Source organism: Streptomyces gamaensis (genome assembly GCF_042656465.1).
GTDB classification, from domain to species: Bacteria; Actinomycetota; Actinomycetes; order Streptomycetales; family Streptomycetaceae; genus Streptomyces; species Streptomyces gamaensis.
In genome coordinates, this window is record NZ_JBHSPB010000022.1 from 29,557 (window position 1) to 43,668 (window position 14,112).

The window sequence follows — 14,112 nt, forward strand, 5'->3', positions numbered from 1 at the left end:
GGTACGCGCCGCGTGGACTTCCGGCTGCTCGGCACGTTCGAGATCCACGAGGCGGGGCGGCCGGTCGATCCCGGGCCCCGGCTGCGGCAGCTGACCCTCGCGGTGCTGCTGCTGAGCGCGAACCGGCCGGTGACCCTGGAGCGGCTCGTCGATCTGCTGTGGGACGGCGAGCCGCCGCTGACCGCCCGCAACTCGGTGCACGGGCACATCTCGCGGCTGCGGCGGCTGCTGTCCGGCGCTGCGGGCACGGATCTGCGCCGGCACGGGGAGGCGTACGTGCTGGAGGTGGATCCCGCGCGGGTGGACGCCCTGCGGTTCCGTTCGCTCGTCGAGCGCGCGCGGGGTCTGGCCGACGAGCCGGCGGCGGCGCTGCTGCGCGAGGCGCTGGGGCTGTGGCGCGGCGAGGTGCTGGCGGGGCTCGCCGGCGACCGGGTGCGGCGGCAGCTGTGCGCGTCCTGGTCCGAGGCGCGGATGGCGGCGTACGAGCGGTGCTTCGAGGCGGAGTTGCGGCTGGGCCGGCACGAGGCGCTGCTGGCCGAGCTGACCACGGTGGCCTCGGCGCATCCCACGCGGGAACGGTTCACCGAGCAGCTGCTGATCGCCCTGTACCGGGCGGGCCGGCCCGCCGACGCGGTCGCCGCCTACCGGCGGGCGAAGACGGTGCTGGCGCGGGAGTTCGGGCTGGAGCCGGGGGACGCGCTGCAGGGCCTGGCGATGGCGGTGCTGCGCTCGGATCCCGGGCTCGCTCTGCCCGCGCGTCCGTCGGGGCAGCATTTCGCGCTGCCGGTGACGCCCCGCCAGCTTCCGGCCGACACCGCGCACTTCACCGGCCGCGAGGAGGCCCTGCGGCGGCTGGACGCGCTGACGGGGGGCGGCAGCGGGCGGGTCGCCGTGGTCTCGGGCACGGCCGGGGTGGGCAAGACGGCGCTGGCCGTGCACTGGGCGCACCGTGTGAAGGAGCGTTTCCCCGACGGGCAGTTGTACGCCGACCTGCGCGGCAGACCGGGTGCCGCGCCGCTGGACGCCGCGCAGGTGCTGGCCCGGTTCCTGCGGGCGCTGGGGGTGCCGGCGGAGCAACTGCCCGCCGGGGTGGACGAGCTGAGCGCGCTGCACCGCTCGGTCCTCGCGGACTCCCGGGTCCTGATCGTCGTGGACAACGCCGAATCGGCCGAGCAGGTACGGCCGTTGCTGCCGGGCGGCCCGGGCTGCGCGGTGGTCGTCACCAGCCGCCGCAGCCTGCCCGAGCTCGTGGCGTTGGACGACGCGGTGCCCGTGGAGCTGGATCTGCTGCGGCCCGCGGCGGCCGTAGAACTGTTGTCCCGGGCCGCCGGCCCGGGACGGGTGCCGACGGAACCGGCCGCGGCGGCCGAACTGGCGCGCCTGTGCGCCTTCCTGCCGGTGGCGCTGCGGATCGCGGCCGGGCGGCTGGCCGCCCGCCCGGAGCTGACGGTGGCGGGACTGGCGGCCGAACTGGGCGGCGGCTCACCGCTGTCCGGGCTGGCGCCGCTGGGCGGTCCGCACGCGGCGCTGCGGGGCGCCTTCGACGCCTCGTACGCGGCGCTGGAGCCGGCCGCGCGGGCCGCGTTCCGGCGGCTGGGCCTGCTGCCGGGCCCCGACCTGGCGCTGCCGGCGGCGGCCGCCCTGTGGGGAGTGGACGGCAAGGACGCGAAGGAGGCCCTGGAGACGCTGCTGGCCACGCATCTGCTGCAGGAGCCCGCCCCGGGCCGCTACCGGCTGCACGGGCTGCTGCGGGACTACGCGCGCGAACGCGCCGAGGCGGAGGAGGACCCGTGGCAGCGGCAGGAGGCGCTGGGAAGGCTGCTCGACTGGTATCTGCGGCACGCGGACGCGGCGGTGCGCGAGCTGTTCCCGGGCTTCCTGCGGCTGCCGTCGCCGCCGCCCGACGCGGCGGCACCGCCCGCGGCCTTCGCCGACGGGGCGGCGGCACGGGCCTGGCTGGAGGCCGAGGCGCCGTCGGTGGTCGCCGCGATCCAGTACACGGCCGTGCACGGGCCGCTCGCGGCGGCCTGGCAACTCGCCGACGTACTGCGGGGGTTCTTCTGGCTGCACGGCCGGTACGCGGACTGGATCACCGCGGCCCGCGCGGGTCTGCACGCGGCCCGTACCGCCGGGGACGAGCGGGCACAGGCGGTCATGCACCACGCCCTCGGGCACGCCTGCCGGCAACTGGCCCAGTACCCGCAGGCCATCGAGCACCTGAGCCGGGCCCTGCGCACGCACCGCCGCTTCTCCTGGCGCGAGGGCGAGGCCATCACCCTGGGCAACCTGGGCATGGTGTACGCGCTGCAGGGCCGGGCGGAGCTGGCGATCGAGCACCATCTGCGGGCCCGGGCCCTGCACCGGGCGACCGGGGCACGGGCCAGCGAGGCCATCGCGCTGAACAACCTGGGCGACGCCTACCGGGCGCTGGGCGACACCGCCGCCGCGCTCCACCACCACCTGGCGTCCCTGCATCTGTCCCGGGAGGCCGGCTGCCGGCAGAGCGAGATCCAGGCGGCGATCGGGCTGGCGGCGACCCACCTGAGCGACGGCCGGGTCGGGGAGGCCCTCGACCGGGTGCAGGACGCGGTGGCGGCGGCCCGGGCGGCGGGTTTCCTGCCGCTGGAGGGGCACGCGCTGACGGTGCTCGGCCAGGCACACCGCTCGCGGGGGGAGCCGCGCGAGGCCCGGCTGTACTGGCAGCAGGCGCTGGAGATCTTCACCGGGCTGGACTCGCCGGAGGCCCACGAGCTGCGCTCGTACCTGGGTCTGCCGGGCGGCTGACCGGCGCCGGGCCACACCTCTGGCCCATCCCGTGGTGCGCTCGGGCGGGTGGAGCGCTTTTGATGAGAGCGTGCCGACCATATCCAGGCGCAGTCTCCTCGCCTCCGCCCTGGCCGCCGGCGGAACGCTGGCGACCGGCGCCCTGCCCGTGTCGTCGCCGCCACAGCGGCGGCAGCCGGCCGTGCCCTTCGCCGAGTTCTTCCGGATGCCGATGCCGATGCCCCGGCTGATCGAGCCGGACACCACGAGGAACGGCGTCGACGTCTACAGCGTGGCCATACGGCGCACCCGCACGGAGATCGTGCCGGGCCTGCAGACCGAGGTCCTGACCTTCGACGGCGGCTACCCCGCCCTCTTCCGGGCCACCACGGGCCGCCCGGTGCTCATGAACCAGCACAACCACCTGGGCACCCCGGTGTCGGTGCACCTGCACGGCGGGGAGGTCGCGGACGTCGACGACGGCGGCCCGATGGACTCCATCGACCCCGGGGACAGCAGGGCCTACCACTACCCCAACCACCAGCCGCACGCCCCGCTGTGGATCCACGACCACACGCACCAGCTGGAGGCCGAGCACATCTACCGGGGCCTGTCCGCGTTCTACATCCTCCAGGACGAGGACGAACGCCGGCTGCCGCTGCCGGCGGGCCGCTACGACGTGCCGATCATGCTGCGGGACGTGCATCTCGACGACAAGGGCCAACTCCTTTACCAGATGGAGGACTCCCACGGCCGCACCACGATCCTCGCCAACGGCAAGCCGTGGCCGTACTTCGAGGTCGCGGCCCGCAAGTACCGTTTCCGGATCCTCAACTCCTCCAATCTGCGCATCTTCCGGCTGCGGCTGGCCGACGGCAGCCCCATGACGCAGATCGGTTCCGACGGCGGGCTGCTGCCCCAGCCGTGCCTGGTGGACGAGCTGTACCTGACGCCGGCCGAACGCGCCGAGGTCGTCATCGACTTCTCCCACTACCCCGTCGGCACCCGCCTGGAGCTGGAGAACACCCGCAACTTCGGCAAGGACGACCCCGCGCGCAAGGTCCTGCGCTTCCACGTGACCCACACCGCCCAGGACCCCAGCAGCATCCCGGTCACGCTGCGCACCCTGCCCCCGCTGCCGGAGGTGACCGGGCGGCGCAGCTTCGAGCTGAGCATGGACGACGTGACCAAGCCCGGCGCTCAGGGCTACATCAACGGCCGGGTCTACGACCACCAGCGGGTCGACACCTCCATCCCGTGGGGCAGTTCGGAGGTATGGACGATCAGCAACAAGGACCCGCGCTTCCCGCACAACTTCCACCTGCACCTGGTGACGTTCCGGATCCTGGAACGCGACGGGCGCCCGCCGTCGGCGGCGGAGACGGGCCTGAAGGACACCGTGGGCATCGACGTCGGCGAGACCGTCACGGTGCAGGCGACGTTCGACAGTTATCGCGGCAAGTACTTGTACCACTGCCATTTCGCGGACCATATGGCGATGGGGATGATGGGGCAGATGGAGATCACGTGACGGCAGCTCACCGGGTGCGGCGAGGACCTGTTGCGGCTGGGGGCGCTCGTCCGGCTGGCGGCGGTGAGCGGCTCCACCGCCGTGTACGCCCCCACCGGCTCCAACCCCGTGCCCCGGGACATCTCGCCCTGGTTCCCCGGGAGTTATGGGCCGAGCACCGGCGACGAGTGCCCGATGGATCTGCTCATCGTCCGCAGGGACGTGGGGGTGCGCGCCTCGGCGTGGCCCGGAATCCGCCGCCGGCTCCGGCACGCACGCGCCGAGTCCGTCCGTACGCCCCGCCCCCGCAAGCTCCGGGCCGACCGGCCCTGGGAGTGGTCACCGCACCGGCTCATCACGCTGACCACGCACGCCGGCACGCTCGTGGTGAGCGGGCCGTCCTGGTCCCTGCTGCGCTTGGGCGACGCGCTCACCCACGCGGGAGAACACGCGATCACCGCCGCCGATGCCCGCCGCACGGACCCCGTCCCGCTGTACCCGCTCACCGACCTGGTGCGTGACGGCGGCCCGGTACCGGGCGACATCGAGTTCGACATCTATGGCGTCACAGCAGCCCGTACACCTGCAACTCCCCCGAGAACGTGGCCAGATACACCTTGCCGCCCGTGACCGTCGGCGGTACGAACTTCGCGAACATGCCCACGTCGTCGCGGGCCGCGTTCGTCTTGCTGTTCCAGAGCTCGGTGGTCAGGTCGGCCGCCCGGTAGCAGCGCAGCACCCCTTCCACGACGGCCAGGTTGGCGTCGGCGCGGTAGGGGTGGGAGGCCCACAGGAGTCCGGTGGCGGGGTCGTCGCCGTGGGCGGAGAGGGAGAGCATGCCGCCGGGCATGCCGGGGGATCCGCCGGGGACACCGGTGGGGTCGGTCGTGGTGCTCGTGGACACCGGCCGGGGGTCGAAGCGCTGTCCGTCGAAGCGGTAGGCGCGCAGGAAGGCGTTCTCGGGCCAGATGTACGCCCAGGGGCCGTCGGAGCGTTCCCAGTACGCGGGCCCGCCGTGGATGTGGTGGCTGTTGCCGTCGGGGGTGACGACGTAGAAGCTCTGCGGGATCTGGCTGTCGGATCCGGCGTGGAAGTGGCCCATGCCGTCGGTGCGCAGCAGATAGAACTTGCCTTCCTTGCCTCCGCCGAGCAGCAGCGCGGTGCCGGGCAGCAGCAGGGGCCCGGCCGAGCCGAGGTCGGCGTCGAGGGAGTCGAGGAGCGCGTTGTTGTAGGGCGAGAACCAGTCTGCGACGGCGAGTCCGGGGGTGAGTTTGACGATGCTGTCGCCCAACTCGCTGCCGTCGGCGGCGAATCCGCCGTTGCCGGTCATGAGGTACAGGAAGCCGGAGTCGTCGACGGCGAGTCCCTGCCCGGCCTGCCAGATGCCGCCCCGGCGGGTGTTCGGGGTGGTGACGTACGCGCCGGCGGGGGCGAGGGTCGCGGCGTCGTGGGCGAGGACCCAGCCGTGGTAGGGGCGGCGGTCCCCGTAGGAGGCGAACGCCAGGTACACACGGCCGTTGGCCAGGGTCAACGCGGGCCGCTGGTTGTGCCGTTGGCTGACGAAGGTGACGCGGCCTCCGCTGCTGCTGTCGCCGGTGCCGGGGGCGTCGGCGGCGATCCGGACGGGGGCGGCGAGGCGGTGCGCTCCGGTGCCGAGGTCGAGGGCGTGCAGGGTGTGGTGGTAGCCGTCGGCGTCCTTGGTGAAGGCGACGGCGTACAGCACCCGGCGCGCGGGGTCGATGACGGGGGTGCTGACGATGCCGATCTCGACGGCGATGTCGGCGTACCCGGGCGGGCCGATCCCGTCGTCGGGCAGGGGGACGGACGGTCCGAGGGAGGTGTGCCACAGCGGGGCTGCGGCCCGCGGGTCGTCGGCGTCGAAGGCGTAGACGCTGTTGTGCATCGTCGCGACGTAGACGACGTCGCGGGTGCCGGCGCCGGGCACGTCGACGGCGGGCACGACGAGGGGCTGGGCGTAGATCTCGCCGTCGACGGCGCGGGAGAACAGCTTGCCGAAGCTGCCGGGGCCGACGGAGTCGGGGGTGAGCAGGTGTTCCTGGAGGTTGGCGCCGGTGCGCCGGTTGTCGTTGTGCTGCGTGGTGACCGGCGCGGGACCGGACCCGTCGTCACGGGCTGCCACGTCACTGACCGCCATCGTCCGGCTCCCCCCTGTCTCCCCCTGTCCCGGTCCAGCGTCGGGACGCGGGCCCTCGGGCGGCAATCGCCGGTGGGGGTGAAGCGGGAGCACGGGCGGTACGCGCGCGCCGGGGCGCGCCGGACGGGAGGGCCCATCCACTTCTCGCGGATCCTGATTGCGCGGTGCACGGCTGTTGGCCGCTTCCCCGCGTCTCGCCTCAGGGTCCCTCCCGTCACCTCCAGCACACCACGTCACGGGGCAGAACGCCAGAGCAGCCGGACGGCTTCATGGGATGCGTGTCCCTCATGGGCGCGCGTCCCTCATGGGTGCGTGTAGGGGACGACCGCGACGGGGCAGGCCGCGTGGTGCAGCACGGAGTGGCCGACCCGGCCGGGCTGCAGCCCGATGTGCAGGTGGCGCCACGGGGAGCCGAGGACCAGCAGGTCGGCTTCGCCCGAGAGCCGGATGAGCACCTTGTGCGTGGGCCCCTCCACGGTCGACCGGTGGACGGTGACCTGCGGGAACTCCGCGCCGAGCGGGCCGAGGGCGGCGTCCAGCGCGGCCGCGGCGCGCTCCTCGGGCCCCAGGCCCGGTTCCCGGTCCAGGACGCCCATCACGGGCACGGGCTCGTGCTCGGCGTGCCGCCAGGCCCGTACGGCCCGTACCTCGCAGCCGCGCACCACGGCCTCGCGCAGCGCGAACCGCAGCGCCGCCACGGCCCCGTCCCCGTCGCCGACCCCGACGAGGATCCTGCGGTACGTCTCGCCCCGGTGCCGCTCGTCGCCCCGGACGACGACGACCGGGCAGTGGGAGCGGCCCGCCACGGCCAGGCTCACCGAGCCCGGCAGCAGGTCCCGCAGCGAACCGTGCCCGGAGGAGCCGGTGACCAGGGCGGCGGCCTCGCGGGAGGCGGCCACGAGGGCCGTGACCGGCTCGTCCGCGAGCAGGTCGGTCTCCACGCGCTGCTGCGGGGCACGGTACCGGGCGCGTACCGCGGCGTCGGCGAGCAGCCGCAGGGCGGCGGCCTCCTCCTCGGCCTGTTCGCCGGACGGGGCCGCTCCTTCGTAGCGCTCCCACACGGACGCGTGCACGATCCGCAGCGGCAGCCCCCGGCGCACGGCCTCGTCGGCGGCCCAGTCCAGGGCCCGCAGGCTGTTGTCGGAGCCGTCGATCCCGACGGTCAGGGGGAGTTCCACCGCGTCTCACCCGCGCCGGACGGGCACCGTGCGGGTGGCGGGCCGCTCCTTGCTCTCCCGTGGCACGGTCACGGTGAGGATGCCGTCGCGGTACTCGGCGTCGACGCCTTCGGCGGGGATCTCGAACGGCAGCCGTACGGAGCGCTCGAAGGAGCCGTAGCGGAACTCGGAGTGCCGCTTGTCCCCGGTGGTCTCGGTGTGCTCGGCGCGGACGGTCAGTGTGTCACCGCCGACCGTGATCTCGATGTCCTTCTCGGGGTCCATGCCGGGCAGTTCGGCGCGCAGCACGTAGCGGCCGGCGCTGTCCGTGACCTCGATGGGGATCGGATGCGCGTCCCGGTCGCCCCAGATCTCCGGCACCACGGGGAAGCCCGATCCGAGCCACTCCAGCAGCTCCGGCAGCCCTGAGCGGTGCCTGGCCTTCGACGGGTCTGTCATATCGCCCTCCTCGGTCTGACCGGCCGGCCGGTCCCGGGCGTGCGGGAGCCGTACCGCTGCTTTCCACCATCGCGCGCCGGGGCGATTCCGGCACGCGACCGGCCCACGGTGGGTGACGGAATCGGACGGCCGCACTCCTCACCGGGGCGTCGCGCCGGGTCCGGGCCGGTCCCGTACCCGGCGCGCGGGCGTTCCCCCGTCCTGCCCCCACCGTTCGCGCCCCGCGCCCGGCCGGGGTAGACAGGGGGCATGGCCCGACTCCGCGGTCGCTCCTGGCCGGGGCAGCGTCTGCGGTCGGTACTGAGCGTGCGCAGCGTCGCCGGTCAGATGTTCCTGCTCCAGGTGCTGATCGTGCTGCTGCTCGTCGTGGCGGCCGTGATCGCCCTGATCGTGCAGGCGCGCACCGACCGTTTCCGGGCGGCGCGGGCCCGTTCGCTCGCCGCCGCCGAGTCCTTCGCCTACGCACCGGGTCTGGCCGCGATCATCAACGGTCCGGACGCGACGGCGATCCTGCAGCCCCGGACGGAGGCGGCCCGCGCTGCCGCGCACGTCGACTTCATCGTGGTGATGAAGACGGACGGCCTGCGGCTGACCCACCCCATCCCGTCGCTGATCGGCCGGCACTTCATCGGCAACATCTCCGTCCCGCAGCACGGCGGGGTGGCGCAGGAGGAGGTGCACGGGCCGCTCGGCGACGAGGTGCAGGCGACCGTGCCGGTCTTCGACAACCGCGGCCGGGTCGCGGGCCTGGTCTCGTCCGGGATGAAGGCGAGTTCGATCAGCAGCGCGCTGGACCGGCAGCTGTGGTGGGTCGTGGGCTCCGCGGGCATCGCGCTCGGGCTGGCGACGGCCGGCAACGGCCTGGTCACCCGGCGGCTGCGGCGGCAGACGCACGGGCTGGGCCCGGCCGAGATGACGCGCATGTACGAGCACCACGACGCGGTGCTGCACGCGGTGCGCGAGGGCGTGGTGATCGTCGGCGCGGACGGCCGGGTGCTGCTCGCCAACGACGAGGCGCTGCGGCTGCTGGATCTGCCCGAGATGGAGGGGCACCGGGTCCGCGAGCTGGACCTGGATCCGCGCATGGCCGAGCTGCTGGCCTCCCGGCGGGTCGCCACGGACGAGGTGATCCCCGTCGGGGAGCGGCTGCTGGCGGTCAACAACCGGCCCACCGACCGCCGGGGCGGCCCGCCGGGCAGTGTGGCCACCCTGCGCGACTCCACCGAGCTGCGCGCGCTCGCCGGCAAGGCGGAGACCGCGCGCGGCCGGCTGCGGCTGCTGTACGAGGCCAGTGTGGCGATCGGTACGAGCCTGGACGTGCGGCGCACCGCCGAGGAGCTGACGCGGGTCGCCACGCGGCACGGCTTCACCGACTACGCGACCGTCGACCTCGCCGAAGCGGTGCTGCGCGGCGAGGAACCCGGGCTGACGGTGCGCGGGGCCCCCGGGGAGCCGGCACGGCTGCGGCGGGTCGCGCTGTCCGGTCCGCGCGAGGACCACCCGCTGTACACGGCGGGCGAGCTGGTGACCTTCGCCGGGCCCACCCCGCAGGCCACGGGTTTCGTCAGCGGCCGCCCGGTGCTGGTGCCGGACCTGGCGGCCGACGAGAGCTGGCGCACCCAGGACCCGCACCGTTGGCAGTCGGTGCTGGACCACGGCTTCACCTCGATGATCACCGTGCCGCTGAGGGCGCGCGGCGTGCTCATGGGGGTCGCCAACTTCTGGCGCACGCGCGACAGCGGCCCCTTCGAGGAGGACGACCTGTCGCTGGCCGAGGAACTCGCGGCGCGGGCCGCCGTGTGCATCGACAACGCGCGCCGCTTCACCCGTGAGCACACGATGGCCGTGGCCCTGCAGCACAGTCTGCTGCCGCACGAACTGCCCGAGCAGACCGCCCTCGACATCGCCTACCGCTATCTGCCCGCCCAGGCGGGGGTGGGTGGCGACTGGTTCGATGTGATCCCGCTCTCGGGCGCCCGGGTGGCGCTGGTCGTCGGCGATGTCGTGGGCCACGGTCTGCACGCGGCCGCCACGATGGGACGGCTGCGTACGGCCGTGCAGAACTTCTCCGCCCTCGACCTGCCGCCCGACGAACTCCTCAGCCACCTGGACGAGTTGGTGACCCGCATCGACCAGGAGGCGGCGGGGCTGCCGGAGGATGCCGCGGTGGTGGGCGCCAGCTGTCTGTACGCGATCTACGATCCGACCACCGGGACCTGTGCCCTGGCGCGGGCCGGGCATCCGCTGCCCGCACTCGTGCACCCGGACGGTACGGTCGAGTTCCCGGAGTTGCCGGCCGGTCCGCCGCTGGGTCTGGGCGGACTGCCGTTCGAGGCCAAGGAGTTGCGCCTGCCGGAGGGCAGCAGTCTCGTCTTCTACACCGACGGGCTCATCGAGAGCCGCGAGCACGACATCGACACCGGGCTGCGGCGGCTGGAGGCTTCCCTGGCGCACCCGGGGCGCACCCCGGACCAGACCTGCGAGGCCGTCATCGACGCGCTGCTGCCGGACCGTCAGGTCGACGACATCGCGCTGCTCGTGGCCCGTACCCGGATCCTGCCGGCGGACCGGATCGCCGAGTGGGAGCTGGAGTCCGACCCGGCGGCCGTCGCGGGGGCGCGCGCCGACGTCACCCGGCAGCTGGAGCAATGGGGGCTGGTGGAGGCGGTGTTCACCACCGAGCTGATCCTCAGCGAGCTCATCACGAACGCGATCCGCTACGCCTCCGCCCCGATCCGGGTGCGGCTGCTGCGCGACCGCACGCTGATCTGCGAGGTCTCCGACTGCAGCAGCACCGCCCCGCACCTGCGCTACGCGGCCACGCTGGACGAGGGCGGGCGCGGGCTGTTCCTGGTGGCCCAGCTCGCCGAGCACTGGGGCACCCGCTACACCCCCGAGGGCAAGGTCATCTGGACGGAACAGCCCCTCGCCTGAACGGTTTTGCGCCCGACGACCCGACGACCCCGACGAGCCCGAAGACCCGACGAGCCCGAAGGCCAAGAGGAGCCCCACGATGACCGAGAACTCCGTCGCCGCACCCGCCGCACCCACCACTGCCCCCGCACCCACCACTGCCGCCGCCGACCGCGTCCTGCGCGAGCGCTACGCGCGCCGTTTCCGCGTCCTCGACGCCGACGGCGACGGCCTGATCCGCGAGGCCGACCTCCTCGGCCGGGCCCGCCGTCTGGCCGACGGTCTCGGCGAACCTCCCGGCTCCCCACGGGCGGTGGCCGCGCTGCGGGGCGCACGGGCGTTCTGGCGGGGTGTCACCGGGCTCGCGGGTGTCGCGGCCGACGGCCGGCTCACCGAGGACGAGTTCGTGGCGGCGCTCGACGAGGCCCGGCAGCTGGGCGGGGTCGGGGAGTTGCTGCGGCCGGCGGTCCGGGCGCACGTCGCGCTCGTGGACCGCGACGGCGACGGGCACGTGGACCGCGAGGAGTTCACGCGGGCGCAACAGGCCCTCGGTATCCCGGCCGGCTCCGCGCGGGACGCCTTCGCGCGCCTCGACCGCGACGGCGACGGGCGGATCACGGTGGAGGCGTGGCAGCGGTCGGCACTGGCGTTCTACACCGATCCGGGCGACGGCGCCGGCGAACTCGTCGTGGGCACGCGGCCCTGACCCCGGCGGGCAGGGAACGGTCCCGGCCACGCGGTGGTGCACGGTGCCGTCGCGCGCACCGGCGCACGACGGGCCCGGGAGCACGGATCCCGCACCCCGGGACGGCTCGGCCTCCCCTTCTCCCCCGGGCTGTTGGCACACGGCCCGGCGCACAGGAGCGGTGCGCGGCGCGAGGGTTTCGCGGGCGCGCGCCCCAAGTCCGGGCGCGCGCGGCGGAAACCGTGCGTCGGCGCCCTTGCACAGGCCCGTGGGTCTCCCCGAAGGTGGTCGGCGCGGACGCCCGCGCGTATCCCTCCCGCTCCTCCCACCAATCGATCAAAATTCGAACATCGCGTTGCAAGTCCCCGTGCATAGTGCGATGCACAACCCGTTGCACCTCCCCATGCAGAACGCGTTGCAGAGCCCGTTGCACCTTGCCATGCGCCCAGCCGCGCATCCAGCCACGCATGTCCCCGCACCACCCCCGTGGTCGCGCCAGGAGATGAGGCAGCCCGTGACGCATTCCGCCCTCGCCGCCCCCGCCGGGCAGTACCCGTCGGCCGTACCGGACACCGGCCCGTTCCGCACGGTCTCCACCGGCGGACTCCGCGGCGCCGTACGGGAGTTCCTGTACGACCCGGAGCACACGCCGGTGCCCGTACCGGTGACCGGCCGGCCCGACCTGGAGGAGAGCGTGCGCCGGGCGGCGGGGCTCTACAGCGGCGTGCGGCGGCCGGCGCCCCTGGACTACGGCGTGGTCCTCGGCGAGGAGCAGCTCCTGGACGGCACCGTGGCCCTGGCCCGGCCCTTCGCCCTGCAATGGCTGGCGGAGGAGGAGCTCGCCGACGGCCTGTGGCCGCGCGGCCGGCACCCCGGCACGCTGCTCGTCCTCGCCTGCTACGACCGGCTCGACCTCGACCCCCTGCGGGCCCTGCTGCTGGCAGGCCACCGGGGCCGCGAGCGCGCGCTGTCCGTACTGAGCGGCCGCGACGCCGTCTCGGTGGCCTGGACGGTCGCCAAGCAGTACGCGCTGCCGGCCCCGGATGTCACGGCGCTGGGGCTGTTCACCGGCACCGACCGGCCTCCGCGCCCCTCGGGCGTGCGGGTCCTCGACGACCGCGACATCGCGGGCGCCGACCTCCGGGCCGAGATCCTCGGCACCCGCTGGCGCCGGATCGCGCTCCAGGGGGACGGTCAGGTGGACAGGGTCGGCCTCGGCGCGTTCACGGTCTGCGGGTCCGGCCCGGCCGTGCCCGCGCCGCCGGGGCTGCCCGGCCCGCGCCGCGCGTACGCGCTGCCCTGCGGCACGCCGGAGGACAGGCTCGTCCCCCTCGACCGGGTCGAGGCCGTCGAAGTGGTCATCAGCTCGTGCGGCAGCGGGCCGCCGGACGGTCTCGCGCTGTGCGACCCCACGTACCAGCTGCTTCTGGGCGCCCTGGACGGCCCGGCCCGTACGGTCGTCTCCGCCGTCTGCGCGCACGACGCGGGCCGCCCCGAGAACGTGGCGTGGATACGGGCCGCCCTCACCGGCGCCGACTCCGTCGACACCCTCAACGCCGCGCTCGCCGCCGACTCGTACCCGTATCCGGCGTTCATGCGGTTCGGCATGCCGGGCGCGCCCGGCCGGACCCCGGACGCGCCCCGCCCCCGCGAGCACCGCCCGGATCCGCTGCTGCTGGCCACGGGGCGCCGGCTGGCCGCGCTGCTGGGCTCCGGGCTTCTCCCCCAGCAGCACGCGCTGCGTCCCCGGCTCGCGGAACTGGCCCGCAAGGTGGATCTGTGGGTGGCGCGGCCCGCGCACCCCGCCGACCGTACGCCGCAGGAGATCCGTGTCGCGCTCACGACGGATCTGCAGTCCCTCGACCACGCGGTGGCCGAACGGATCGCGGTGGAGCCCGAGGACGCGCTCGTCGGCTATCCCGTGTACTTCGGCGACCGCAGCCTGCCGGCTCCTCGGGCGCGGGAGACGGTCTGTCACTGCGGGCGCCCCGCCCAGGAGTTCACCCGGCGCGGGCTGCTGCCGACGGTCCTGGACACCGTGTGCGTGGTGTGCCCGCGCTGCGGCGAGGTCGGCCACCGGGTGCCCGGGGGGCCGCAGTTGCTCGTCCAGGCCGTCGAGGAGGTGGAGCGGGGCGGTGTGCTGCGTGTACGGGCCGCTGTGACCGCCGCGCGCCCCGGGCCCGTACGGCTGGGCCTGTTCGTCCCGCCCGCTCTGCGCGCGGACAGCGTGGTGGAACCGGTCACGACCCGGGTGCGGGCCTCCTCGGAGCGGGTCCGCAACGTCTCCTTCCGGATCCGTCTCGCATCCCGGACGGCTCTACGGGCGTACTGCTGCACGGTGTTCGCCGTGCAGGACCTCGCCGTCTCCACGGCCAGGCGCCACTTCGGTGTCGTACCGCGCCGTACGTGAGGCACGTACGTGAGGAAGGGGGGCAGGCGCGCCGCCTGCCCCCCCTTCCCGTGTGCTACG

The 14,112-nt window shown here is 74.5% G+C and carries 9 protein-coding genes; 6 read left to right on the forward strand and 3 right to left on the reverse strand.

Features of this window, described 5'->3' with window-relative positions; genetic code table 11:
• Positions 1-12 precede the first annotated feature (12 nt).
• The 3 genes from ACFP1Z_RS27685 (at position 13) to ACFP1Z_RS27695 (ending at position 4,903) form a co-directional block, all read left to right on the forward strand.
• The gene (locus ACFP1Z_RS27685) at positions 13-2,784 is read left to right on the forward strand and encodes an AfsR/SARP family transcriptional regulator (RefSeq protein WP_390320381.1); all 2,772 of its coding nucleotides are present in this window, start codon (positions 13-15) and stop codon (positions 2,782-2,784) included.
• A gap of 70 nt (positions 2,785-2,854) precedes the next feature.
• Complete coding sequence (locus ACFP1Z_RS27690) at positions 2,855-4,294, forward strand: multicopper oxidase family protein (RefSeq protein ID WP_390320382.1); 1,440 nt, start codon at positions 2,855-2,857, stop codon at positions 4,292-4,294.
• 63 nt (positions 4,295-4,357) lie between these two features.
• Positions 4,358-4,903 carry a hypothetical protein gene (locus ACFP1Z_RS27695; protein WP_390320383.1) on the forward strand — a complete coding sequence of 182 codons (546 nt, stop codon included), beginning with the start codon at positions 4,358-4,360 and terminating at the stop codon, positions 4,901-4,903.
• Here the strand turns inward: ACFP1Z_RS27695 and ACFP1Z_RS27700 are convergent.
• From ACFP1Z_RS27700 to ACFP1Z_RS27710, 3 genes are all read right to left on the reverse strand, one after another.
• Positions 4,839-6,428: a hypothetical protein gene (locus ACFP1Z_RS27700; protein WP_390320384.1), complete on the reverse strand. Its 1,590-nt coding sequence runs from the start codon at positions 6,426-6,428 to the stop codon at positions 4,839-4,841. The genes ACFP1Z_RS27695 and ACFP1Z_RS27700 overlap by 65 nt on opposite strands.
• A 302-nt stretch (positions 6,429-6,730) precedes the next feature.
• Positions 6,731-7,606, reverse strand: coding sequence for a universal stress protein (locus tag ACFP1Z_RS27705; protein ID WP_390320385.1), 876 nt, complete (start codon positions 7,604-7,606; stop codon positions 6,731-6,733).
• Between the two features lie 6 nt (positions 7,607-7,612).
• Positions 7,613-8,044, reverse strand: coding sequence for an Hsp20/alpha crystallin family protein (locus ACFP1Z_RS27710; RefSeq protein ID WP_390320386.1), 432 nt, complete (start codon positions 8,042-8,044; stop codon positions 7,613-7,615).
• A gap of 249 nt (positions 8,045-8,293) precedes the next feature.
• Between ACFP1Z_RS27710 and ACFP1Z_RS27715 the strand changes: the two genes are divergently transcribed.
• The 3 genes from ACFP1Z_RS27715 to ACFP1Z_RS27725 all read left to right on the forward strand — a co-directional run bounded on the left by ACFP1Z_RS27715 (position 8,294) and on the right by ACFP1Z_RS27725 (position 14,052).
• A complete protein-coding gene (locus ACFP1Z_RS27715) occupies positions 8,294-10,978 on the forward strand; it encodes a SpoIIE family protein phosphatase (RefSeq protein WP_390320387.1) in 2,685 nt (894 codons plus the stop codon).
• Between the two features lie 79 nt (positions 10,979-11,057).
• Positions 11,058-11,663, forward strand: coding sequence for an EF-hand domain-containing protein (locus ACFP1Z_RS27720; protein ID WP_390320388.1), 606 nt, complete (start codon positions 11,058-11,060; stop codon positions 11,661-11,663).
• Between the two features lie 493 nt (positions 11,664-12,156).
• Positions 12,157-14,052 carry a hypothetical protein gene (locus ACFP1Z_RS27725; protein ID WP_390320389.1) on the forward strand — a complete coding sequence of 632 codons (1,896 nt, stop codon included), beginning with the start codon at positions 12,157-12,159 and terminating at the stop codon, positions 14,050-14,052.
• Positions 14,053-14,112: the final 60 nt, after the last annotated feature.

Bases quoted from the DNA above. Each gene is read 5' to 3' on its own strand.
- ACFP1Z_RS27720 (WP_390320388.1), top strand. From the start codon at position 11,058: ATGACCGAGAACTCCGTCGCCGCACCCGCCGCACCCACCACTGCCCCC.
- ACFP1Z_RS27700 (WP_390320384.1), bottom strand. From the start codon at position 6,428: ATGGCGGTCAGTGACGTGGCAGCCCGTGACGACGGGTCCGGTCCCGCG.
- ACFP1Z_RS27710 (WP_390320386.1), bottom strand. From the start codon at position 8,044: ATGACAGACCCGTCGAAGGCCAGGCACCGCTCAGGGCTGCCGGAGCTG.
- ACFP1Z_RS27715 (WP_390320387.1), top strand. From the start codon at position 8,294: ATGGCCCGACTCCGCGGTCGCTCCTGGCCGGGGCAGCGTCTGCGGTCG.